Source organism: Paenibacillus polysaccharolyticus, assembly GCF_900102085.1.
GTDB lineage: Bacteria > Bacillota > Bacilli > Paenibacillales > Paenibacillaceae > Paenibacillus > Paenibacillus polysaccharolyticus.
Genome location: NZ_FMVM01000014.1, coordinates 85186 through 108851, shown reverse-complemented (window position 1 = coordinate 108851; position 23666 = coordinate 85186). Strand labels below are relative to the sequence as shown.

Below are 23666 nucleotides of genomic sequence, written 5' to 3'. Positions count from 1 at the left end.
ACGCCTAGCAGTAGATTGTCTACAAAGGGGGATTGAAGCCATGCGGAAACCTATTCCGAGATCCAGACTGCGACTAATGTTGGGGAAAACATATTATACTTGGCGAAGGTATGCGAGATGGCTGGTTGACGGTACTTCATTTGCAAAAACCTTCTCAGCTAAAAATCTTCCACATGTTGTATTTCATCATGAAACACCCACCCTTCGAAAGCTGAAGGACGTGGATATGTGGCTACAGCATAACAAAGAAATCAATCTGTCGATCGCGATCGGGCGACTCAATGGACTTATCCTTCAACCGGGTGAAACGATGTCCTACTGGAAGCTGATCGGCAAAACGACAGCGCGCAAAGGTTATGTTCCGGGCATGATATTATTTTATGGTGGCTTCAAACCAGGGGTTGGCGGAGGACTCTGTCAGCTCTCAAACCTTATTTACTGGATAACACTGCACACACCGCTTACTGTTGTTGAGCGACATCGACATAGTTATGATGTTTTCCCGGACTCAAACCGCACCCAACCGTTTGGCAGCGGGGCAACGTGTGCGTATAACTACCTGGATCTGATGATCTCCAATCCTACGTCAATATCCTACCAGCTTCATCTGGAGTTGAAAGATCATGTGCTGAGAGGAGAATGGCGTGAGGAAGAGAAAGTCTTATATTCTTATGAAATCTACGAGAAACAGCACCGCATTGAACAACAGCATTGGGGAGGATATGTCAGGAGTAATGTGTTACATCGGCGTATTTTTAATCCAGAGGGAGAATGGATTGATGATGAATTCATCACTGAGAATAATGCTCTTATGATGTACTCTCCATTACTAACGGAATCCGCAAAAAGTAATTAGCAGTATATTGCTCGTGACGAAGAGGGTAGTGTAATAGTCCTTTTAACTTGTAATTTGACCGGATTCTAATCCGTTATACATCACCAGCAGGTGATTCATCTTGGAAGACCTGCTGGTTGTACCTCAATTAGATTATGCATTAACTTCGCATGAACCCATTAATCTACAGCAAAATGTACCACAGCACTGTACAACATTTTGTTCCGAACGGGATCAAACGTAACTTGATGTTGAACCTGCTTCACACGTAAAAGGAGGGCTTTGTTCACGCCCATTCGTTCATCGATCGCTCGTTCCAGTTCCTGAAAGTCATAAGCTTGAAGGCATTCGACCTTGTCCTTCATGATATCTAATGAAATTTCCATATGTGATGTAGACCTCCACTTTATATGAATGTTAATAATGAGCTACCCGAGTTTCATTGTAGTTGAGCCTCTGGGGATCAGCAAGTGAAAATCAGTTAAACCGAATGTGATTATTTTATTTTAGATAAATTCATTTTGGGAGGAATGGTTCCGAGAAGTCTTGCGATTTTCGTAATTTGCCCTCGATGATGAAATTCATGGGTTGTGCAATGGGTGAAAAGCCATAATTCACTTAATTCAGCGGTTTCACTCATCCAACTGGCTTGAATGTCTGCGTCCCAATTGTCTTTGAAATGATGAAGAAATTCATCTACCAGTAAATCTGTCTTCTCGAATAATGCACGCATTTCCTTTACATCTCTGATGAATTCTGGTTTTAACTTGGGAATGGTTCGTCCAAGACCGCGAACGCCTAACCATATGCGATAACAATCCGAGACATGAACATGCAGGTTGCGGATGGATTCCCCACCTAATGCATCAATCGTTTGCGAGTAAGCTGCAGGGGACATCGTCTCACACATTTGGAAGAGGGATTCTCTTGTTCGTTTAATCATTTCATATTGATTCGTTAGTATATTCATTTTCATTAATCTCCTTTATAAGCGAATAACGATTCGCTTTTTTAATTAAAGACTAAACGTATCTACAATATCTTTATTGTATATTAATGTCAAATATTTTCAAGTTTACAGGAGAAGTATGCTTCGTTCAGGGGTGTGATATAATTGAGCTACAACTGATTCGCTATTTCGGGATAAATAATTTCCCTAGTATGTATAGAGAGGTTTTGGATATGACGAAAGACAATTTTTGGCGTGAATTGCCACGACCATTTTTTATATTGGCGCCGATGGAGGACGTGACGGATGTTGTATTTCGGCATGTGGTCAGTGAGGCGGGCAGACCGGATGTGTTTTTTACCGAGTTTGCGAATACGGAAAGTTATTGTCACCCAGAGGGCAACAAAAGTGTGCGCGGGCGGTTAACGTTTACCGAAGATGAGCAGCCGATCGTGGCGCATATTTGGGGAGACAAGCCGGAGTTTTTCCGTGAGATGAGCATTGGCATGGCAAAGGAAGGTTTCAAAGGCATCGATATTAATATGGGCTGTCCTGTAGCGAATGTAGCGGAGAATGGCAAAGGGAGCGGCTTGATCTGCCGACCAGCTCTTGCTGCAGAGATTATCCAGGCGGCAAAAGCCGGAGGCTTGCCGGTCAGCGTCAAAACAAGACTTGGTTTCACCGAGGTCGATGAATGGCGCGACTGGTTAACTCATATTTTGCAGCAAGACATCGTGAATCTGTCCATTCACCTGCGCACAAGAGAGGAAATGAGCAAGGTGGATGCCCACTGGGAGTTGATTCCCGAGATCAAAAAACTGCGGGATGAGATCGCACCGAATACACTGCTAACCATTAATGGGGATATTCTCGACCGTGAAGCTGGACTGAAACTGGCAGAGCAATACGGCGTGGACGGCATAATGATTGGACGGGGCATATTCCAAAATCCGTTTGCATTTGAGAAGGAGCCGCGTGAGCACACGACGGAAGAGTTCCTTCATCTGCTTCGGCTGCATCTGGATCTGCATGATCAATACTCGGAGCTGGAACCTCGTTCGTTCAGTCCCTTGGCACGTTTTTTCAAAATTTACGTTCGTGGATTCCGCGGTGCAAGTGAGCTGAGAGGTAACTTGATGAACGCCAAAACAACCGCTAAAGTACGTGAGTTGCTCGATGAGTTTGTAAGGAAGGAACAGGTAGAGAAGGCTGAGGTAGAGGGAAACAGCATGTAATGCCTGGATGAATGGATATTTGATTCTGAATTGCTCAAGTGGAACAGTCGCTTGGGCTTTTTAGATTTTCCGGACGGCTGGAATCTCGTTAAACCCTTACAATCCACGCAGTTTATGTCCATTTAAAATAAAAAGACGTTACTTGAATTCTTAGTCAATCACATTGACCAGAGATTCCAGTACACGCCTCATAGGTACACGAAATGTTATTAAAGACTGGCGCCAAACCAGCGAATCACTGAGCTAAAACTAACGGAATGGCTATGACGAAGCCAGCATGTATCCTGCTCCCCGAATCGTAATAATTCTCTCCGGATGGAGAGGGTCATCCTCTATCTTTTTGCGTAAATTACTGATGTGTACAGCGACCGTTCTCGTATCCTCCAGACTTTCCATGCCCCAGACAAGATTGAATAACGTATCGACCGAGATCACCCGATTCACATTCTGTGCCATATAGGACAGGAGACTGAATTCTTTTTTGGATAAAAAAATGGTTTTACTACCTATGTTGACGGACTGAGCATAGAAATCCAGTTGCAACCCTGGTAACTCCAGCAGTTGTTCCCGCCTGCTTGACGATACTCTGCGAAGATGAGCCTTGATTTTTGCCATGAGTACGCCTGGACTGAACGGCTTGGTCACATAATCGTCGCCGCCATCCGTTAATGCACTGATCTTCACCTCATCTTCCTCATGGCTGCTCAGAAACAAGATCGGCGCATCAGTGTAGCCTCTTGCGTTCCTGCACCAGTCAATGCCGTTTTCATTGGCTAGCATCACATCCAGTACAATCAAATCAGGATTAAACGATGTAAGCAGCTGCATGGCTTCTGTCCCGGTATGACTATAAGTGCAATTAAAACCTTCACGTTCGCAATACGCCTGAACAATCTCACATATATGGGGATCATCATCGACGATCATAATTTTGTACGAGTCCTTCATGTGGTCACCTTCCTGCTATTGAATAGAGCGGCAGCGATATATAAAATATCGATCCCGTCTCGCCGTCGCTGTCTGCATGAACGCTTCCCCCATGTGCCTGAACAATTTCCCTGCAAATCGCGAGTCCGAGTCCACTGCCCTCCACTTTCATGTCCGTGCTTGGCCGATCATATCGGTAATTGCGATCAAAGATTTGCTCGAGTTGATCCGGGGGAATACCCATGCCAGAGTCTTGTACACTAATGAGCACATTAGAGGGATCTTCTGTCTCATCCACGGCTAGAGCAAGACGTATGATTCCACCAGTGGAGGTGAACTTCATCGCGTTGGATACGAGATTAAACAAAGCCTGCTCTAATCTTTGCTCATCAATCTCAATGTGCGGAAAGTCAGCCCGTTGATCTTCCCCTCTGCCGATGTCCAGTGTGAAATCCAATCCTGCGTCAAGCACAACCAGCTCATATTGTTCAAAAAAACGATGTAAGAAGTCGGCTGCATGAACCGGCTCCATGTGGTATTCCACTTGTCCTGTCTCCAGATGAGACAAGAAGGACAACTCCCCGATCATATGATTAATCCGTATCGTGTTATCACGAATATACTTTAGGTACTGTTCATTGCGTTCTGGCTTCACCATGTCTTTTACCGCCTCGACATAACCAAGCATGCTGGACAGCGGCAGACGCAAATCATGTGTAATGTAGGCAAGTAGCTTCTTTCTTCCATGCTCTGAGCGGAGTAACTGCTCATACGACTTACGCAGGTCTTCGTGAGCCGCAGATAATGCATGTGTACGTTCCTTCACCAGTTGCTCCAGATTGGTATTCATATCGGTAAGCCTGTCATTCGCTTCCTGAAGCTCATGGGCAATCCGCACCTCGTTTGTTGCTGCCCTTGTAAATCTGGAAGAAAGCAGAATCAGCTGTGCAATCGTGAATATCAACAGACCTGCCGGAGAAGTATTTCCGATTGGCGACCACTCATTGAAGTATAAGAAGTCGTTAATCACCGTAACCAAAGCAACCACGGATACGAGCAGGAAAATCAGAGCTCCCTCCATATGCTGCATAGCCGCTTTGGCTAGTCCAACCATCAGATATGCCATATGAAGAACAACGACCGCACCAATCAACATTAACATTTTGGTATAGATCAGTGCAGGGGTTATGACAACAACCAGGCAGAGTAATCCCGTTACGATTCGGCTGCCAAGACGGAACCATCGTGAGACATAATTCGGGAAAATACATTCATAATACTTGGTAATGACATACCCACCAAGACAAAGAGTCAGATATTCCATTTTAAATTGCAATTCCCACGGGAAATCAGGAAAAAATTGTGTAAACATCAGCTCGCCATTCAGCATGGATCGGATGCCAAACAACAAGGTAAACAGACCAAAGTATAACGGTGCTCTGTCCTGACGGCGGAGCAAGAACAACATCAGATTATACAAGCCAATGACGAGCAGACTTGCTGTTACAAACATGTCTGTGGCAACCTTCAGTTTAGTCTGGACCGTTAATACGTTACTGCCACCTAGTTCTATTTCTTTGGTAATACCGCCACGATTATGATAGAAATTGGATACTTGCATCACGAGTTCTACCGTATCGCTCTCGGGCTGGAAGAACACCAGTTTTGTTGCCAATTGCGGTGTCATGTTACTTTTGTCCTGACCAACCCTACCTGCTTCTGCAAGCAGTTCTCCATTCACCCATAGTTTATAAGCATGGAAAATGGTAGGTAACCGCAGCGCAAGTCGCTCATTTCTGTCCTGCTCGCTAAGCTTAATAAGCAGACGAAAAGTGGCAAAGCCTTCTCCTGTCAGTTCTTGACCATCCAATCGGTAGCCTAGCCATGATCCAGGTATATTGATATATCGGTCAGACTGTCCACCCATTTCCATAAGACTTCGTATATCCTCAGGTGAAAGCAACTGATGCCAGTAGAATGTCCATTCTCCCTCTAACTGTACAGGATTTGTACGAATACGACCCTGAGTTAAATCGAGTATGCCTTGTTCGCTTTTAACGGGAGGGGAATCTGGTGCAGACATCACGGCGTAGCTTATGACCAAACCGATAACAACGACAAAAATGATGTGAAGCAAGATCGTACGAGAACTGACTCGCAGAATATCCCTGAACATGAAGTTGACCCCAATCTACAAAATTCGCTATAAATATCTGAATATCTTCATGATAGCATCAACAAAAGAAAATGTGTGATTCATGGAGATAAAAACTTCAAGAAAGACCCAGATGACTTCAAAGGTGAACTATTCTTTTGTGCTGTAGCTATTAGAGGGGCGTATCGTTGTGCTGTGCTATACTTTATGTAAATGTTCTGTTGAAGCTTTTCTGAGAATAGGAGGAACTATGTCCTGGAGTAAATTAAAACAACAATTAGAGAGTTTTCTTAGCCCCGCACTGGCCGGCACAGTAGCGTACCGGGCAACCAGTTACCGCTATTCACCGGATAAATCAGGGAGTGGTTATCTGACCGTGGATCAGAAGAATATCCTTAATATGGCGGATACGACGACACCCATACGGTGGTATCAGACCGATCAGGAGATCAAGAATGATCCCAATATCGTAATTCCTGTAAGTATGGAAGAGATTGAAGCCATTCGTAAAGAAACGAAAGGGGCTGTACCGGAAGAACGACTTGAGATCATGGTGCGAGGTAGAAAAAGCACATCTCATGCTAAGGAACTGTTAGCGGCTCAAGCCGCATTGAGCAAATCGAATTTTACGTCGGTAGCAACAACGTTTCTGGCCACTTCAATCGAGGACAATCTGGAGAGCAATGACATTCTGCTCAATATTTTGGCGCTGATCGACAGACGGGTGGGCAAAAAGCGGATTCTGAACATGTCGGATTCGATTAAAATGAAGCATTCTGCCGTGCAGTATTTTTACGAACTGCGCCGCAGGACAGTGTGAGATTTGAATCTCTTAAAAATATTATATAAATTCTTTATCTATGAAATATTTGGAGTATGAAGTAAAATTGAGAGTACTAAAGTTAATTATCTTAGGGATAACTTTTCTTAGAAATAAAAAAGGTAGGAACAAAAAAATGATAGAGAAATGTCAGGTGTTTACTCCTTCACAGAATGTTATTGAGCTTTTAGATGCTGCCGGTTATAAACGAGATCTATACGGTAAAAAAATTATTGAAAATGCTTGTGGAGATGGCAATATTCTAGTTGAGATAGTAAGGAGATATATCGAGGATTCACTGAATAACAATATAAATTTAGATAAGATAAAAGAAGGGTTGGAAGTTGATATACATGGCGCAGAGATTGATGAACAACATTATTTTAAATGTTTAGCAAATCTCGATGAAATGGCTTCTTCCTTTGGTATTCTAAATGTTAATTGGAAAATCTTGAATTTGGACTTTTTAAAGCAAAATTTTGATGGGCAATTTGATTATGTAATTGGGAATCCTCCCTATATCAATTATCGGGAACTTAATGATGAAACAAGGGCTTATCTAAGAGAGAATTTCACTTCATGCAAATTTGGGAAATTCGACTACTTCTATGCGTTTGTTGAAGCGAGCTTTAAGAGTATAAGTTCAACTGGGAAATTAGCTTATTTAATACCTAATAGTCTTTTTAAGAACGTATTTGCTCAAGAGTTGAGAGGGATAATATTACCACATTTGGTTAGAATAATAGATTATACTTCTCATAAATTGTTTTCCCAAGCACTAACTTCATCTGCAATTATCGTGTGCGACAAAAAAATAAGTTCTAAGAATTTTGAATATAAAGATATAAAAAAAGGTAGTACTACAGTAATTCAGAAAGAAACATTGGATAAGAAATGGATATTTGAAAATTATAATTTTGAATCTGAACCTAAAAGAAGATTCGGGGACTATTTTTCAGCAGCTATAAGCGTTGCTACGTTGTTTAATAAGGCATATATATTGAAAGAATTTAAGGAAGAAGAAAATCATGTGTGTGTAGGTAGATTTAGAATTGAAAATGATTTAATAAGGCGCGGCATTAGTCCTAGATCGTTAAATTCTAAGAAATCTGAACTCATTATTTTTCCGTATAAATATGTTAATAGTAAATTAGTAAGATACTCTAACGAGGATTTTAACAAGAGTTTTCCTGAGGCAACTAAATACCTATGTAATTTCTCGGAAGAATTAAGAAACAGAAAATCTGATAAAAATACGAAGTGGTTTGAATATGGGCGTTCCCAGGCTCTAGCCCATTTAAATCAACCTAAATTGCTTTTATCAACCGTTGTAACTAAAGAAGTAAAAGTGTATGAGCTAACCAAAGATTGTATTCCTTATTCAGGAATTTATATTGTTCCCAAAAAGGAGTTAACTTTAATACAAGCTAAAGAAATTTTAGAGAGTAAGGCTTTCAATGAATATGTTAGAGCTATTGGAATTAATGCAAATGGTAACTCATTGCGTATTACTGCTGTAGATATAAATAATTATCGGTTCTAAGGGAGGATTAGCATGGAAGAGCTCAAATACATTATCGAAGATAGTACGATTGCTGAGTTACTGGGAGAACAAAACTTCACTAACAAAGAGTCTGCAGTTTTGGAATTAGTGAAAAATGCTTTTGATGCTGGAGCTACTAGATTAGATATTATTTTCAAAGATAACGAATTAATTATAAGAGATGATGGAAAAGGAATGAATTATAAGGGCTTCAAACGGGATTGGATGCATATAGGTAAGAGTAATAAAAAATATGTTCTCAAAGATAGGAATAGGAAAAGTAGAGTTCTTGCAGGATCAAAGGGGGTAGGGAGATTTGCTTTGTCGCGTTTAGGAACAACTGTGCAATTACAATCGCAAGAGAGAAAATTTCTTAATAAATCTATATTTTGGAGCACTGATTGGAGTAAAAGTATTATAGAGGAAAGGGAGTTTCTTAGATTTTATGGAACTTATATAAAGATAAGTGGCTTAAGAGACAAATGGAATAAAGTTAGTATCGATAAGTTGTTGAAATACTTGTCTAGAACTTATAATGACAATCTAATGAGTATATACATTACTTTTGAAGGAGTTGTGAAATATGTTAACAGATATTTTGATGTTCCGATAATTGGACATAATTGTAGTAGTAAAATTAATATAAAGTTTAATTCCAATAAATGTGAATTGACATGTGAAGTTGATTCAGACGAGTTTAAAGATGAAGCAAGGGAATACTGTGATACTGATTTACATACGTATAAAAAAAATATTGATTGCATAAAGGAATTAGAAAGTAATAAGGAACTTGATTTAACGAGAGGAGAACTAGAAGAAGTTCTTAAAACTCTTGGGAATTTTAAAGCTGAATTTTATTTTAGCTTAAAGGAGTCTTCTTCTAACGATGTAGAGAAGTTTTTATACAAAAAAAGAGTATTAACTGATAGATATGAGAGCGGGATAGTTTTATATAGAAATTCATTTAGTATATCATCTTATGATGGAACTAAGGATTGGTTAGGTTTAGGAAAAAGGTCTAGGAAATCTCCTGCTGCAGCCTCACACCCTACGGGGGCTTGGAGAGTAAGGGAAAATCAATTGGCTGGCAAAGTGGAAATTGACAAAAGAGCGAATTTTATGTTGAAAGATTTATCAAATAGGCAGGGCTTAGATGAGAATATATATTATAGTGTATTTATTGAAATTATAGAATTAGGCATTGCTAGATTTGAAAGAAACAGACAATCAATTATACGTAAAATAAATAAAAAAAATAATGAAATTAAGCAAGAGAAAAAAGTCGTAGATTCTGTTATAAAAAATCCTTCATTAATAAGAAATTTATCTAAACAAGAAACTAACAAATTTATTTCTGAAATTATAGATTATAAAAAAGAAAATATTCAATATAAAAAAGAAATTCATACTACTGAAGAGCGTTATAAATATGATATTAGAATACTGAATGTTTTGGCTACTTCTGGTTTAAAGGCAACAGCCATTGCACATGAAATGCATAACGATAGAAATAGCATTGGAGAAAATTATAATAAAATAATTAAAGCTTTGAAAAAATATGAGATATGGGATTTTGTGAATGAAAAAGAACGAACTAAATATGCCTATGCGAATATACCAGCATTACTTGATAAAAATAAAAGAATAAATTCTAAATTAGTTTCTTTTATGGAAACTATGTTAGCAGAAGTAGAAAAAAGTAATTTTTTTGCTGGAAATCATAACATACTAGGTTTGCTTGAGGATAGAAAGACAGTATGGGAAAGAGACTATACTTGGCTAGAAATAGAATTGAATGTATTACCAGAGATTAGTTATATACTCCCAGAAGATAGTGTAAAAGTTATATTTGATAATTTAATATTAAATAGTTTACAACATAATGACGATAGTAATCGTTTATCAGTTCACATTGATGTTGAGCTCATCGATGGTCTTTTGGAGTTTTCATATAAAGATGATGGTAAAGGACTTGATTCCAAATATGTGGATGAACCTTTTAGAATTCTTGAAGTTCATGAGACTTCTAGAATAAACGGTCACGGACTGGGTATGTGGATAGTTAATAATACAGTTACAATGTCAGGTGGGAGAATTTTGGAGATCAGAGGAAACGAAGGTTTCAATATTAAATTTAATTTAGGAGGAGAATTTAATGGATAGTATAAAAATTATATATATAGATGACGATCCAGATGAGAGTATCTCTGAATATCTACAGGAGAAATATGAACACCAAGATTTCATTAAGTATTATGAGGAAGTACCCTTTAAAAGTGAGGAAGGATATGACAATCTTCTAAGTAATCCATTGATTACAGAAGCAAACATTATTTTAATTGATTCAAAGTTATTTGAAAACGGTAGTGTCGTAACGGGTAAGTTTTCTGGCGAAGAATTTAAAGTAATACTAAAGAAAATGTTTCCGTTTATAGAAGTTTTAGTTATAAGTCAGAATGAACCTAATGAGGATTATGGTACCCTTCAAAAATATAGAAGTAATCCTGATGAGACGGGGATAGAATATTATGCAAGAAATTTAAAGGGACATTTAGATGATTTGGTTGAGAATATTACAATTTATAGGAATATAGCCAATAAGTTAAGTCAGAACGATGGTATTGATAGATTTTTGATTGAGAAAATAACAGAGTCTTTAAATGGGGTCTCGCAATATGATGAATTAACCACAGAAGATATAGATCAGCTTATTTTAGCTTTTAAAGAACTGCAGAGGGAGCTAGGAGAATGATAAGAGATTATAGAAATACCATGTATTGCTCAGAACTGCGGAATGTGTCCACTAAAAAGAATGATTTAGAAGTGATAATAAAAAAAAATAATCCTAAAACAAAAATTATTTACAATAAGGTTCAGGAAGGAGGAAGTCAATATAAAAGAGCTTTCATGATGATTTATAACTTTAAATGCGCCTATTGTGGAAATTCTATAGAAAATACAAATATAACTATGTTTGAAGTCGATCATTACATATGTGAGTCATCATTTAAATCTAAAGAAATAGCGGGGAAAATGACGAACCTAATTCTGGCTTGCTATGATTGTAATCGATCTAAAAGTAGCTTCTTTATTACTGAAGAATACAGGGAAATCTTGAACCCAGACTCTCAACATATAACAAATGTGTTTAATAGAGATGACTCTTACTATATAAAGATTTCTGATGAATATAGAGATGATGAATTTGTATATTCATTTTATGAAAAGTTGAAATTTTCATATCAATCTAGGAGATTGGACTATTTATTATTAAATATACAAGGACTGTGTAGAAAAATGGAGGGTATGAATAATAATCAGCTTAGTAACATTCTCAGGAAATTACAACACAAAAGAAATCTGGCAAGTTTAAAATTAACAGCAGGAGAGGGCTCTCACACAGAAGCTCAACTAACATGAGGAATATTTAGGTATTTAGTATTTATAAATTTATTTTTAATCACAATCCAATTTTGATTTTATTACATTTGAAAATTTCTAGATTTTTTCTTGCTATAGCTTGAAGCTATAACCAGTCATACATTTTTGGTATCTCTTCTAACCCCGCTCCGCGTGATATGATAATCATATACAACGAGGAGGTTATTTACATGACTGACAAGTTCCAGATCGTAGGCAGTTTATTGCGGCCGGAAGAGCTGCTGACATATAAAACACAGATTGAACACCGGGATGATATCCAGTATCCATTCTATGAAAACTTTCAAGGATACCAGCAATGTGAGACGAAAGCGATTGAACAAGTGATCCAAAAAGAGATTGAGAACGACTTGTCCGTTATCACGGACGGCGAATTTTCCAAATCGATGTGGCATCTCGACTTTGTGTGGGGATTCGGCGGAGTGGAGCGGTATATTGCGGATCATGGGTACTTTTTCCGGGATGTGGACGGCACTTCTAAATATGAAACACGTAAAGATATCGGGCTGCGTATTACGGGGCAACTGAGCGGCAAGAATCATCATTTCATTCAACTGTTCAAACAGTTGCAAGACCAAGCGGGTGACCAGCAGACCAAACTCTGCATTCCATCGCCGTCCCATACTTTCGGTGAATTATCGTGGTCGGACAACATTGGGGGTAAGGATGCCGTATACCAGAATACACAGGAGCTGAAAGCCGGCTTGGTAAGTGCTTATAAGGAATTTGTGCAGGAGTTTGCAACTGCGGGTGGTAAAATTCTGCAAATGGATGACTGTCTCTGGGAGCTGTTTGCCGATGACAATCCGAACTCGCCTTTTACCGGAGAGCATATTAATCAAGAGGAAGTACAGGGTCTCGCCACGGAGTTTATCGATATCAACAATACGGTCATCGACTTCGGTCATAGTCTGGGTCTGAAAATGTGGACACATAACTGCCGCGGCAACTATGACTCCCGTAACATGGGCGGCGGATCGTATGTGAAGATTGCGAATCTGTTCCTGAAGCAATTGAAGTATGATCGTTTCTTCCTGGAGTGGGATGATGATCGTGCGGGTTCCATCGAAGCGCTGGAAGTGTTCAAAGACAGACCGGATACAGAAATTGTACTGGGTCTGCTGTCCTCCAAAACAAGTACGCTCGATGATGAGGAGCGCGTGGTTCGTCTGCTGGACGAAGCCTCCAAGATCATTGACAAAGATAGGCTGCTGTTGTCTCACCAATGTGGTTTTGCCTCCTGTGATGGCGGGAACGAACTGAGCGAAGCCCAGCAGTGGGCGAAGATTCATCAGGGCCAGCAAATTGCGAAGCAATACTGGGGCAACTAATTCTATAACATATAGATATTTTTATAGGGCGATCTTTTCCGAGCAGGATTCGGGAGAGGTCGCTTTTTTATTTTGCCTGATTCGTTGCCGTGTGATCGTTATGTCTGTTTTGTGATTCTTCTCACTTTCCTGACCCGACATCTGCTCTACACTTAATGGCATGTAGATAGGGGGAGAATGGATGACGATGCCACAGATCAAGGCGCAAATGCAGCAGTTAAGGCCGCAGATGAAGCCACGTGATTATACCCAATATCCGTTCATCGTGATCTGGGAAGTGACCCGGGCATGTGCACTCAAATGTGTACATTGTCGGGCAGAGGCCCAGTATCGGGCTGATCCACGTCAACTGACCACCGAACAGGGAAAAAGGCTGATAGATGATATCGCTGCTATGCAGGAACAACCGTTATTTGTTTTCACGGGGGGTGACCCGCTAATGCGGCCTGATCTGTTTGAACTGGCGGAGTATGCGATTCGGGAGAAGGGGTTACCCGTGTCCATGACGCCTAGCGCCACGCCGAAGGTCACTGAAGCGGCAATTATGCAGGCGAAGGAAGTCGGTTTATCCCGCTGGGCGTTTAGTCTGGATGGGTCAACGGCCGAGATTCATGATCATTTTCGCGGAACCAGAGGTTCTTATGATATGACGATGAGGGGCATTCGATTTTTGCAGGAAGCAGCCATTCCGATTCAAATCAACACGACCGTTTCCCGTTATAACCTCCGCGATCTGGAGGCCATCAGCCGTAAGGTGAAAGAGATGGGCGTTGTGCTGTGGAGTCTGTTTTTCCTCATTCCGACAGGCAGAGCTCAGGAGAAAGATATGATCACAGCGGAAGAGCATGAACAGGTCATGAAGTGGATGGTGCAGCTTGCTCATGAGATGCCTTACGGCGTGAAGTCAACGGAGGCGCCTCACTACAGACGGGTAATGATACAGCAACGGACAGCAGGAGCAGAACAGGCCTCAGAGCAGAACTCCAAGCAAGGCTTAGAACTTCAATCCGAGCAGAGCGCAGGAAATCATGCAGATCTTGCCAAGGGTCTCGCCAAACGCAAAGATATGCTGGGACGTGCACCGCAAGGGGTCAATGATGGGGACGGGTTTGTGTTTATCAGTCACACGGGGGACATCTATCCTAGCGGTTTCTTGCCCGTGGTGTGCGGTAATGTGAAGAATGAGTCGCTAATTGAGGTGTACCGGAATTCACCGGTGATGCAGACCTTGCGGGATAAGTCGAAATTGAACGGAAAATGTGCAGTCTGCGAGTACAAAACGATGTGTGGCGGCTCCAGAGCAAGAGCGTATGCAATGACGGGAGATTACATGGCCAGTGATCCTTCCTGTGCCTATATCCCGGCGGCGCTGCGTTAAAGTTTATATGGCGGGAAGTGTAGCATGGATAATCAACGCACGAAACAAGTTGTTATTGCTGGCGGTGGGATTACCGGATTGAGCGCAGCTTATTATATTGAACAGTTTTGCAGAGTGAATGATGTTGCAGCAGAACTTATTATTGTTGAAAAAAATGATCGATTCGGTGGACATGTGCACACCGGTAAAAGGGATGGATTCGTGATCGAACGGGGGCCCGATTCTTTTCTCGCACGCAAAACATCCATCATTGAGCTTATGCAGGAGCTCGGTATGGGTGAAGAACTCGTTGGTACGCGTCCAGGGGTGTCGCATAGCTATATCGCCTATCGGAATAAACTGCATCCGATCCCGGATGGCTTTATGCTCGGTGTGCCTACGAAGTGGAAACCCTTCGTAACAACTCGTTTATTGTCCCTTCGGGGCAAGGTGCGAGCAGCGGCAGATCTTGTTTTGCCGCGGAGGTCGAGCAGGGAGGATGAGTCCCTTGGGCAACTGCTACGCAGACGCCTTGGCGATGAAGTACTGGAGCAGATCGCCGAGCCGCTCTTGGCAGGCATATATGCTGGCAATGCGGACGGACTGAGTGTACAAGCAACGTTCCCAATGCTACAGGAAACGGAGCAAAAACACCGTAGCCTGATCGTGGGCATGCTGGGTGTGAGAAAAAGCCGCGCCCCGAAGCAAACAGTCAAGCCTACGGCTCAAACCAAAACGGAGTCTACGTCACAACCTACAACTAAATCGGCAATCCGTCCAGATTCAAAACCCGTATCACAACCAGCGGGCACGGCCACTCGAAGCATGTTTTTGAGTGCACGGGGCGGACTGGAAGGTGTGGTAACGCAACTTGAACAGACGCTTTCTTCCACAGCGCATTTGATCAGGAACACGGCAATTTCCCGTGTGTCGAAAGCAGAACAAGAGCAAGGAAAAGACACTATACGTTATACGGTTCAGTTTAACAATGGAACGACGCTTGCGGCGGATGCGGTAGTGATTGCGACTCCAGCGTATGCAGCAGCGGATATGCTTGCACATGAGCATGAGGCGATTGCAGAACACCTGCGTGCGATCCCGTATGCTTCGGTGATGAACGTCGTACTTGCTTATCGCGAGCAGGATGTGGGTGTTTCCCTGAATGCATCCGGCTTTGTTGTACCGCGCAAGGAAGAACGCAAAATTACAGCCTGCACCTGGACATCATCTAAGTGGGAGCATACAGCGCCGAAAGGTAACATTCTTTTGCGAGCATATGTGGGGAAATACGGCCGTGACCCGATGAGTCATCAGCTTACCGATGAAGAAATCATTGCTGAAGTACGCCGCGAATTACAAGAGACCATGGGGATCTCCGCAGAGCCTGTTTTTACAGAGATCAACCGATTACCGTTATCCATGCCCCAATATCAAGTCGGGCATCTAAAACGAATCGCAGAGGTTGAGAAGTTACTGGAAGATGTTATGCCTGGAGTGTACGTTGGTGGCGGAGGTTACCGCGGAATTGGCGTTCCGGATTGTATCTCTCAGGGCAAGGCTATGGCGGAGAAAGTCATTGGCACGTTGATTGGGAATTAGATAAACATAAAGAAGCGGCAGCCTGTCCCGAAATTCAATCGGGGGAAGCTGCCGCTTTTTTTATTGGCAGGGCGCTGAATTTACTTACGCTGTAACGATCGGCTCAAGGAATATATTCACACGATCCGGGGATTTGGATCACGCTATTTCGCAGTAGCCTGCTGCGCCAGCCATTCTTTTTTTAATATCGCATATTGATACGTGTTCTCGTATTTCGGCGTGCCGTCTTCATTTTTGACAAAAGAAATAAATTCAAGAAACAGCCCTTCCCTGCGCATGCCGAGTTTCTCACATAGCTTCTGAGACCGGAAGTTATCGTCTTCCACGTAAGCGTAAATTCTCCGAATTCCCTGCTCCATAAAGAGGTATTCCATGAAGGCACGAGCACTCTCACTGGCGTATCCTTTTCCCTCAAACCTCCCGTTAAAATTCCAGCCGACACTATACGTATCTGGGTCTGATTTTGAGTCTGAATTCGATTTCGAGTCCGAGTCCGAATCTGAGTCTGGATCATGGCCTTCTGTCATCCCAAACAGCTCTCCAATGATTTCATTGCTGTCTTTTAGACAAACGGCGATATGGGAGTCGTCCTTGCTTCGTTTCTCTACCTCAGCGACTGCTTCCTCAAGTGTCGACATCTGATGATCCATAAAGCAGTTCACTCGTGGATTCGCGGTATATTCGAGCAATCCGGCAGCATCCGTTGCGGCAAAATTACGTAAAATCAATCGATCCGTTACAATGTTTTGCATATATGATTCCTCCAATGATGACGGAAATAGATCATGCATATCTAATTCATATTCCGTATTTCGTATTTTGTTGTGTGTGTGTGTGATGGCATCGTACATATTCAACTCTTCTGTCATCTTTATCCTTTTTTCGGTGCCAAGTCTCTCGGCTTAACTAAAGCAGGCGCAGTTTTTGTTTTTAACGTCGTGTTGAGTCCCTTTGTCTCGTTTATCTCCTTGATCTCATTGACCTCACTGTTCTCAATAATCTCATTTGTTTGATTCGTTTTATCCGCTTTGGAGAACAGATTCATTAATTTGTCCTTGTAGATGTATCCGAATATAAATCCAACGACAGCAATAACCGATATGATGATGGCAATGGTATATTGTTGCATATGAAGGTTGGAACCTACCACGGCCGAAGCGATAATCCAGGGCAAACGTCCAATCAGCAGAATAGTGAAGAAGCGTAAAGAGCTGATGGATGTCAGCGCAGCGACAAAGACGAGCATGTCTTTGGGCAACCCGGGAACGAGGAAAAAGATAAACAAAAAGGCAGCAAATTTTCGCTCATCATGCATGAATGACATCCATTTCATATTTTGCTTCCGTAGCAGGCGCGATACAAAGTCACGACCGATAAAACGGGTAAAATAGAATGCGATCGCTGATCCTATGATCAGACCGACCGTAGTATAGAAGGAACCGAGTGCAGTACCGTAGATATATCCACCGGCAATCTGTACGACCTCTCCGGGAATAGGCGCAACGACGATCTGTAGAATTTGAAATAAAATAAACATGATTGGGCCCCAGTGTCCCGTTGAATGAATATAAGCTCTGAAATTATCCATCGACGACATGATTTTAATGATAGCTGGTGCATAATAGATCAGCAGAGCTGTGGATACGACAGCGATCAGACCCAGCAGTACTTTCATCACGATACGTTTTGAAGTTTGCGGCATAGCTGAAGACTCCTTTTTTAATTACTTTGACTATTAACAGTATAAATCGAAATCATGAAGAGATACCTACTTAACTTCTTAAGAATTCTTAAGGCGATCCTGATCCGCTGGCTCTGTCAAAACACGCAGACTATACTGGAATGAACGGAGGGATTTCGAATGAACAACAACAAGCAGATTTTAATTGCAGATGATAATAGTGAGATTCGTGAGATCGTGAAGATTTTACTAGAAAGTGAAAGCTACGAAGTCATCGAAGCCGTCGACGGCCAAGATGCGGTAGATAAAGTAACGGAAGAAACAGATCTTATTATTCTGGATATGATGATGCCCAATAAGTCTGGACTGAAGGCATGTCTGGAGATTCGTGAAAAAACGAGTGCGCCGATTCTGTTCCTGACAGCAAAAACACAGGATTCGGATAAACAACTTGCCTTTTCGTCGGGGAGCGATGACTTTTTGTCCAAGCCATTCTCGTATACCGAACTGGTGGCAAGGGTCAAAGCGCTGCTTCGCCGATATTATGTCTACCGGGGCAAAGAGAAGATCGAAGAGGCTGAGAACATTGCGGTGAAGGATCTGACCATTCACAAAGATGCCAAATCGGTGTATATCGGTGAGAAAGAAATCTCGCTCACGGATATTGAGTATCAGATTCTGTTGCTCTTGGCGTCCAAACGAAGAAAGGTTTTCTCAGCCGAAAATATCTATGAGAGCGTGTGGCAGCAGCCTTATTTTTATACTTGTAATAACACGGTAATGGTTCATATTCGTAATCTGAGAAACAAGCTGGAAGACGACCCGCAGCATCCTAAATATGTGCAGACCGTTTGGGGGAAGGGGTACAAAATTGAATAAAGTGCTCATCGGGAAAAAATTGAAGATCAAGCTGGTGCTTGCCATTATTCTCTCTCTGTTTATTGCGGTAGGTACCTTTATCGTGTTACAGGTGGTTGGGGAGACAGCGCTGGAGAGTTATCTCAGTAAATCAACGTTTAGCGAAAACAGGCAACAGGATGCGCTCGAACGATTCCAGGCCATGGTGAGCAGTGAGCACTTGTCCACACAGGATCATCAGAGGCTCTCGGAATGGATTCGCGGGGAACGGTATCTGGAGCTGTTTATGTTTGAACAGGATAAATTGATATATGCGTCCAACATACAAGCGGATTCTGCGATTAATGAAGAACTGTTAACTCAGTTCTTGCCTTCCCGTACACCGATTACAACCGTGCAGTTTACAGATAAAACAGTGCAGATCTATCTGGTTGGTTTCTATGAATATCAATACTATAATCTGCTTTTGATTTTGACGGTATTCGCAGCTTTGATTACGTTTATTGTTGCTTTCTTGCTCATGATCAATCGGAAAATATCCTATATTGGCAAGCTTGAGCGGGAGATCAAAATACTGGAAGGCGGCAATCTGGATTATAAGATTACGGTGTCTGGTAAAGACGAGCTGTCATCGCTGGCATGGAGTATCGACGAGATGCGAAAATCTTTTGTGGAACGGCTCGGTAGCGAGGAGAGGGTGAGAAGTGCGAATCGAGAGTTGATTACGGCGATTTCTCATGATTTGCGCACACCGCTCACGATTCTGCTTGGATACATGGACATCATTGAATTGGGTAAATACAAGACACAGGAGGATCTGCACCAGTATATTCACAATAGCCGAGAGAAGGCGTATCAGATCAAGATTCTATCAGATAAGCTGTTTGAGTACTTCACGGTCTCTTCTGCATCAGAGGAAGTGGATGTGGAATCCGAAATCTATGATGGGCGGGAGTTGCTTGATCAGCTTCTGGATGAGCAACTGGCCTTAATGGAAAATTTCGATGTTGAGTTGAAGCAGAAATACGGGGAACAGGCCTTTTTGATCGAGTTGAATCTTGTAGCGATCCGTCGTGTGTTTGATAATATTTTCTCGAATATAAAGAAATATGCGGATCGTTCTCATCCAGTGGATATCGATTTATCTATCGAGCAACACACTTTAATCATGACCGTTCGGAACCGGATTAAACCTGTGGACAAAACGAAGGACAGTAACGAGATCGGACTCGTCAGTTGCCAGAAAATCATCGAACAGCATAACGGAACATTGAAGATATCTGAGCAAGAGGAAACATTTATCCTACAGATCGAACTGCCCGTTATTCTCAGTAAATGAGATCGGAAGTCGTATGGTTTCAAGACACGCCCTAGGCAAAAATAATACATTTTTGCTTATTCGATGTAACTTCCAAGTGTTGGGAAGAGTTATATAAGAGAGTAGCAAAAGGGGAAAAAGTGTAAATGAAAATGAAGTGAAAGTAAGGGCCACAATGTGATTGAGGGGAGAGGCTTCATGAAGAACAATCATATTCCACTGAGTAAAACTCGGATTTTAGAAGAACTGGACTCGCTTGGTTATTCGAACCGAATGAAAGAGATTGCGCGGCTGGGACGGCATCATCTGGCTGTGGGCGCAAAAGATTACGCTACGCTTCTGATTGAGCTACTGGACAGCGGGACAGCGTACGAGGCACATCTGGCGTTAACCGGAGCTGGCGCGGTAAAGGATGCACAAGCTGTTATACATGCGTTAAATCATCCCAAGGCTGGGGTCAGGGGCCGGGCAGCCCGGATGCTCGCAGAGGTGGTCACTGATCCGGGTTATGACATTGAAACCGAGATCGTTTCGATGTCGCACCATTGTCGTCAGCAACTGTTGCGGAGCATTGTGAAGTATACCAGACAGGACTGGGCAGAACGGCTGTTGCCGGTCGTATTGGAACGTTGGGGCGCAGATGACGCTATTTTCCTGCTATCCATGTGTGGTGAAGCAACGGTTCGCACACGATTGCCACAGCTTGGATATGCAATTGATAATTGGCGAACCATAACAACCCGGAACTCGGACCTGGTCGCTGCTTACTTAGAAAATGCCTTGAATCAAGTATCGGAGAGCGACAGGTCCAGTGTGTGGTATGAGATGGGCACGGCGGTAGAGAAGCTGAGTATATTGAGACCAGCAGCAGTCCTGGAATATGCATTGTCTTATGGTCCAAAAGAACAGATTCATCCTGTGATTAAGAATCAACTGGGTATCCTGATTCGGACCGGCCCTGAGCAAGTATTTGAACTGCTCGCGAGGCAGGAGACAAGGGCATATCTGCTGAATAACGGAGTTCCGGCGGGTGTGTTGAAAAAGAGAAGATACTTCACCACTGCACAATGGACTGGACTGGTGACTATGCTTGCCGAAGCACCTTTTCAAGTGGCAAAGGTGCTGGATACGCTCGCGCCTTCAAGCCGTGAAGCGTTATTTGATGCAGCTTACCCGGTGCAGGAGCGAACGAATCGAATGTTCCCTATGGCCCTGCTCGATGTACTGCCGCATCAGTTACGCGACAAAGAAGCGGTTCGCATGCTTACCCTGCGAGAAGTCCGGGAAGACTGGGGCAGAACGTTCGAAATGACAACACGTCGTCTGATTGCACAAGTTAGAGAGACGCTGGAGCAGGCTGTTCAGGTATCGAACGCGGATGAGCGTGCTATGGCTTATTCCCGGCTGATTCAAAGCACGGCTCTGTCCCGTAGTGGGATGGAGGACACGTTACGGTTCCTGACGAGAGTGAAAAACGATCAGGACCCGGTACGTTTTATGGTAATGGCAGAACTATCGAGATGTCCGGTCACGTTGTTTAAGGAAGAGCATGTGCCACATCTGACGATCCTGGTGGACAGTGTCATTGAGGCCAGAGATACTTCGTATGGAACCAGAACGGGAGTCGAGCAATTGGCTTTTGACATGCTGCTGGAGCATGCAAGTGAACCTGGGCGTCCCTTGTTCCAATTTGCGCTTAGAGCGATCAAGCGCATGGCGATGCGTGATGGGCAGTTTATGTTATTTTCCAGAGAGTGGAACAGTCTGCCGCAGGCCGCACTCGAAACCTTATTTGATGAGATCTATGCTATAGGTGTAGAAGCGAACAAGCGGGAGAGTGACTACGTCGTTCTACAGATGGCTAGTGCATTTGGCAAAGCGATTGATCGACTGCCCAAACTGCACGACCTGCTCGAGGAATTGGTGAAGAGTAAAAAGTCAGCGGCTCAAGCCGTCAGGTACTGGCTCGCTCCCTGCAAGACCAGGGATAAACGGGTTAGGGAACTGCTGGACCTTGATCCGACATTCATCTCATTTTATGAAGTGTTTGAGCATTTACACCGGAAGCGTCAGGAGTGGCTCGATCCGTTTATCTCTGGTAAAGTCCTCAAAGGCAAGCACTTAACAGGGAAAACCATCTATCTGGTTCCAGCTTATCATGGCTTTTATCGCTGGTTGCCTCGTCAGCAACAAGTGCTGGCTTCGCTACTTGACCGCGTGGCACAAGACAACAAGCGAAACTTCTATGAGCGTGCAAATGCGATGCGGAGTTTGGCGGGCATGCCGGATTATCGTTCGAATCCATTGCTAGAGAAGCTACTAACTGATCCGGAAGTACATATCGTGGAGGCTGCCCTGCATGCTTTTTCGTTAACGGAGGAACCGGAAGACGCCCTACCTGTGTTGTTAAATAATCTGGATGGAGATCGTGCACGAGTAGCGATGTACTCCATTCCGAGGTGCGCACGCAGGGTGAGCCCGGTGTTGCTCACGTCTATGCTTTCGAGCCTGTTGGACCGGGAAAAACTCAAGATTACGGTGCGGAAAGAAGCGGTTCGGTTGCTGGGAACTTATAAAAGTAGTGAAAGTGTGACCTTACTCATCCGTGAATTTGAGAAGCCGAAGCGGCACAAGGATGTCATTATTGCCATTGGTCATGCGGCCAGGCAATGTCTGGACGACGAGCGAAGCTGGGCGATGATGAGTATCATGGCGTCCTCTTCGGATCGGGACATTGCGCGCAGTTTGCTGAATCAACGACCGGATGCCCTTCCGGTGGAAACGCGACTGCGATATTTACAGTGGATTACCGAAATTGCGGGGCATGATGACCCGATTGTATCGATGGAAGCCTTTCATGCGATGTCACGTTGGGGACATGTAAGTGCAGAGGTCATTTCACAATGTGCTGGCAAAGCACTAATCGATCTACAGGATGGTACGCGCTGGAAAGCCGCGATTCTTGCCTTGGTCACGGTTAGCAGGGACGGGAAAGTGAATGATAAGGTCGTACAAGTCATCCGGCAGTTGGCTGAAGTGGAGGCCCAGGACGACTGGAACGCAGGTAGAGAGCGGGATTTACCGCATCGTCAACGTTTGCTGGAGTTAATTGATCAGCTTGTCTCGGGTTCTATATCGGTGAGAAGGCGACTTGCTCCATTATATGCATCCATTATCAGGACTCTTCAGCATCATGAATCGCTGAAGCTCACGGCGATTCGTCTGCACCTGGCTGCAATGGATTGGAGCCAGCCGGATCAGGCGGTCGAAGGGTTACACCCTGTTATTGATATCGTTAATGCGCATCCGTATGTACTTGAATCGGTCGATCGGCAGATTAAGCGTACGGTGCTTGATGGGAAAGGATATTGGAAACCGGAGCAGCTACTCCACATCGTAGATGTGTTGAGAACGCGGACGGATATTGCTTCTTCCTGGATTGGACTATCTTTGCTCAAGGTCGCTGGTGAGGATTTACTATGGAATCAGGATTGCCGCAATCGCTTAAGAGCTTACCGACAGCATGAACAAGAAGCGGTTCGTCTGCTGGCGTTGGACAGTTGGACAATACTTGAATAACATCATAGTTTTCACTACAATCGAGTAGAATAAGTGCG

Annotated in this window: 19 protein-coding genes; 13 read left to right on the top strand and 6 right to left on the bottom strand. The window is 43.1% G+C overall.

What is annotated here, in order from left to right:
• Window positions 1-40 precede the first annotated feature (40 nt).
• Window positions 41-856 carry a VanW family protein gene (locus BLQ13_RS19580; protein WP_090923230.1) on the top strand — a complete coding sequence of 272 codons (816 nt, stop codon included), beginning with the start codon at window positions 41-43 and terminating at the stop codon, window positions 854-856.
• A gap of 158 nt (window positions 857-1014) precedes the next feature.
• Here the strand turns inward: BLQ13_RS19580 and BLQ13_RS19575 are convergent, their stop codons facing one another.
• Window positions 1015-1221 carry a DUF2536 family protein gene (locus BLQ13_RS19575; protein ID WP_090923228.1) on the bottom strand — a complete coding sequence of 69 codons (207 nt, stop codon included), beginning with the start codon at window positions 1219-1221 and terminating at the stop codon, window positions 1015-1017.
• 110 nt (window positions 1222-1331) lie between these two features.
• Window positions 1332-1805: a DinB family protein gene (locus tag BLQ13_RS19570; RefSeq protein WP_090923226.1), complete on the bottom strand. Its 474-nt coding sequence runs from the start codon at window positions 1803-1805 to the stop codon at window positions 1332-1334.
• A 212-nt stretch (window positions 1806-2017) separates the two neighbouring features.
• On the opposite strand from BLQ13_RS19570, the gene BLQ13_RS19565 reads away from it, so the two are divergent.
• Window positions 2018-3019, top strand: a complete 1002-nt coding sequence (locus tag BLQ13_RS19565; protein WP_090923224.1) for a tRNA dihydrouridine synthase — start codon at window positions 2018-2020, stop codon at window positions 3017-3019.
• Window positions 3020-3280: 261 nt separating this feature from the next.
• Here the strand turns inward: BLQ13_RS19565 and BLQ13_RS19560 are convergent, their stop codons facing one another.
• On the bottom strand, window positions 3281-3967 hold the full coding sequence (locus BLQ13_RS19560) for a response regulator transcription factor (protein WP_090923222.1): 687 nt from the start codon (window positions 3965-3967) through the stop codon (window positions 3281-3283).
• A gap of 4 nt (window positions 3968-3971) precedes the next feature.
• Window positions 3972-6122 (bottom strand): ATP-binding protein, encoded by a 2151-nt coding sequence (locus BLQ13_RS19555; RefSeq protein ID WP_090923220.1) that lies wholly within the window; start codon window positions 6120-6122, stop codon window positions 3972-3974.
• Window positions 6123-6351: 229 nt separating this feature from the next.
• On the opposite strand from BLQ13_RS19555, the gene BLQ13_RS19550 reads away from it, so the two are divergent.
• The 8 genes from BLQ13_RS19550 to hemG all read left to right on the top strand — a co-directional run bounded on the left by BLQ13_RS19550 (window position 6352) and on the right by hemG (window position 16192).
• On the top strand, window positions 6352-6921 hold the full coding sequence (locus BLQ13_RS19550; RefSeq protein WP_090923218.1) for an SF0329 family protein: 570 nt from the start codon (window positions 6352-6354) through the stop codon (window positions 6919-6921).
• A 67-nt stretch (window positions 6922-6988) separates the two neighbouring features.
• Window positions 6989-8464: an Eco57I restriction-modification methylase domain-containing protein gene (locus BLQ13_RS19545; RefSeq protein WP_208606809.1), complete on the top strand. Its 1476-nt coding sequence runs from the start codon at window positions 6989-6991 to the stop codon at window positions 8462-8464.
• 12 nt (window positions 8465-8476) lie between these two features.
• Window positions 8477-10627 (top strand): ATP-binding protein, encoded by a 2151-nt coding sequence (locus tag BLQ13_RS19540; protein WP_090923216.1) that lies wholly within the window; start codon window positions 8477-8479, stop codon window positions 10625-10627.
• Window positions 10620-11216, top strand: a complete 597-nt coding sequence (locus tag BLQ13_RS19535) for a hypothetical protein (RefSeq protein WP_090923214.1) — start codon at window positions 10620-10622, stop codon at window positions 11214-11216. Before BLQ13_RS19540 ends, BLQ13_RS19535 begins: the two co-directional genes overlap by 8 nt.
• Window positions 11213-11884 (top strand): HNH endonuclease, encoded by a 672-nt coding sequence (locus tag BLQ13_RS19530; protein WP_090923212.1) that lies wholly within the window; start codon window positions 11213-11215, stop codon window positions 11882-11884. The genes BLQ13_RS19535 and BLQ13_RS19530 overlap by 4 nt, the downstream gene beginning before the upstream one ends.
• Window positions 11885-12075: 191 nt before the next feature.
• Window positions 12076-13236 carry a cobalamin-independent methionine synthase II family protein gene (locus BLQ13_RS19525; protein ID WP_090923210.1) on the top strand — a complete coding sequence of 387 codons (1161 nt, stop codon included), beginning with the start codon at window positions 12076-12078 and terminating at the stop codon, window positions 13234-13236.
• A 187-nt stretch (window positions 13237-13423) separates the two neighbouring features.
• Window positions 13424-14614: a TIGR04053 family radical SAM/SPASM domain-containing protein gene (locus tag BLQ13_RS19520; RefSeq protein WP_420848950.1), complete on the top strand. Its 1191-nt coding sequence runs from the start codon at window positions 13424-13426 to the stop codon at window positions 14612-14614.
• 24 nt (window positions 14615-14638) lie between these two features.
• Window positions 14639-16192, top strand: coding sequence for a protoporphyrinogen oxidase (gene hemG / locus BLQ13_RS19515; RefSeq protein ID WP_090923207.1), 1554 nt, complete (start codon window positions 14639-14641; stop codon window positions 16190-16192).
• A gap of 143 nt (window positions 16193-16335) precedes the next feature.
• Here the strand turns inward: hemG and BLQ13_RS19510 are convergent, their stop codons facing one another.
• Together BLQ13_RS19510 and BLQ13_RS19505 are read right to left on the bottom strand one after the other, a co-directional pair.
• A complete protein-coding gene (locus BLQ13_RS19510) occupies window positions 16336-16944 on the bottom strand; it encodes a GNAT family N-acetyltransferase (RefSeq protein WP_090923398.1) in 609 nt (202 codons plus the stop codon).
• Between the two features lie 119 nt (window positions 16945-17063).
• Window positions 17064-17894, bottom strand: a complete 831-nt coding sequence (locus BLQ13_RS19505; RefSeq protein ID WP_090923205.1) for a TVP38/TMEM64 family protein — start codon at window positions 17892-17894, stop codon at window positions 17064-17066.
• Between the two features lie 159 nt (window positions 17895-18053).
• Here BLQ13_RS19505 and BLQ13_RS19500 point away from each other — a divergent pair, with 159 nt between their 5' ends.
• From BLQ13_RS19500 to BLQ13_RS19490, 3 genes are all read left to right on the top strand, one after another.
• Complete coding sequence (locus BLQ13_RS19500) at window positions 18054-18752, top strand: response regulator transcription factor (protein ID WP_090923203.1); 699 nt, start codon at window positions 18054-18056, stop codon at window positions 18750-18752.
• A 1-nt stretch (window position 18753) separates the two neighbouring features.
• On the top strand, window positions 18754-20070 hold the full coding sequence (locus tag BLQ13_RS19495) for a sensor histidine kinase (RefSeq protein ID WP_244159390.1): 1317 nt from the start codon (window positions 18754-18756) through the stop codon (window positions 20068-20070).
• 177 nt (window positions 20071-20247) lie between these two features.
• Complete coding sequence (locus tag BLQ13_RS19490; RefSeq protein ID WP_090923198.1) at window positions 20248-23628, top strand: HEAT repeat domain-containing protein; 3381 nt, start codon at window positions 20248-20250, stop codon at window positions 23626-23628.
• Window positions 23629-23666 lie beyond the last annotated feature (38 nt).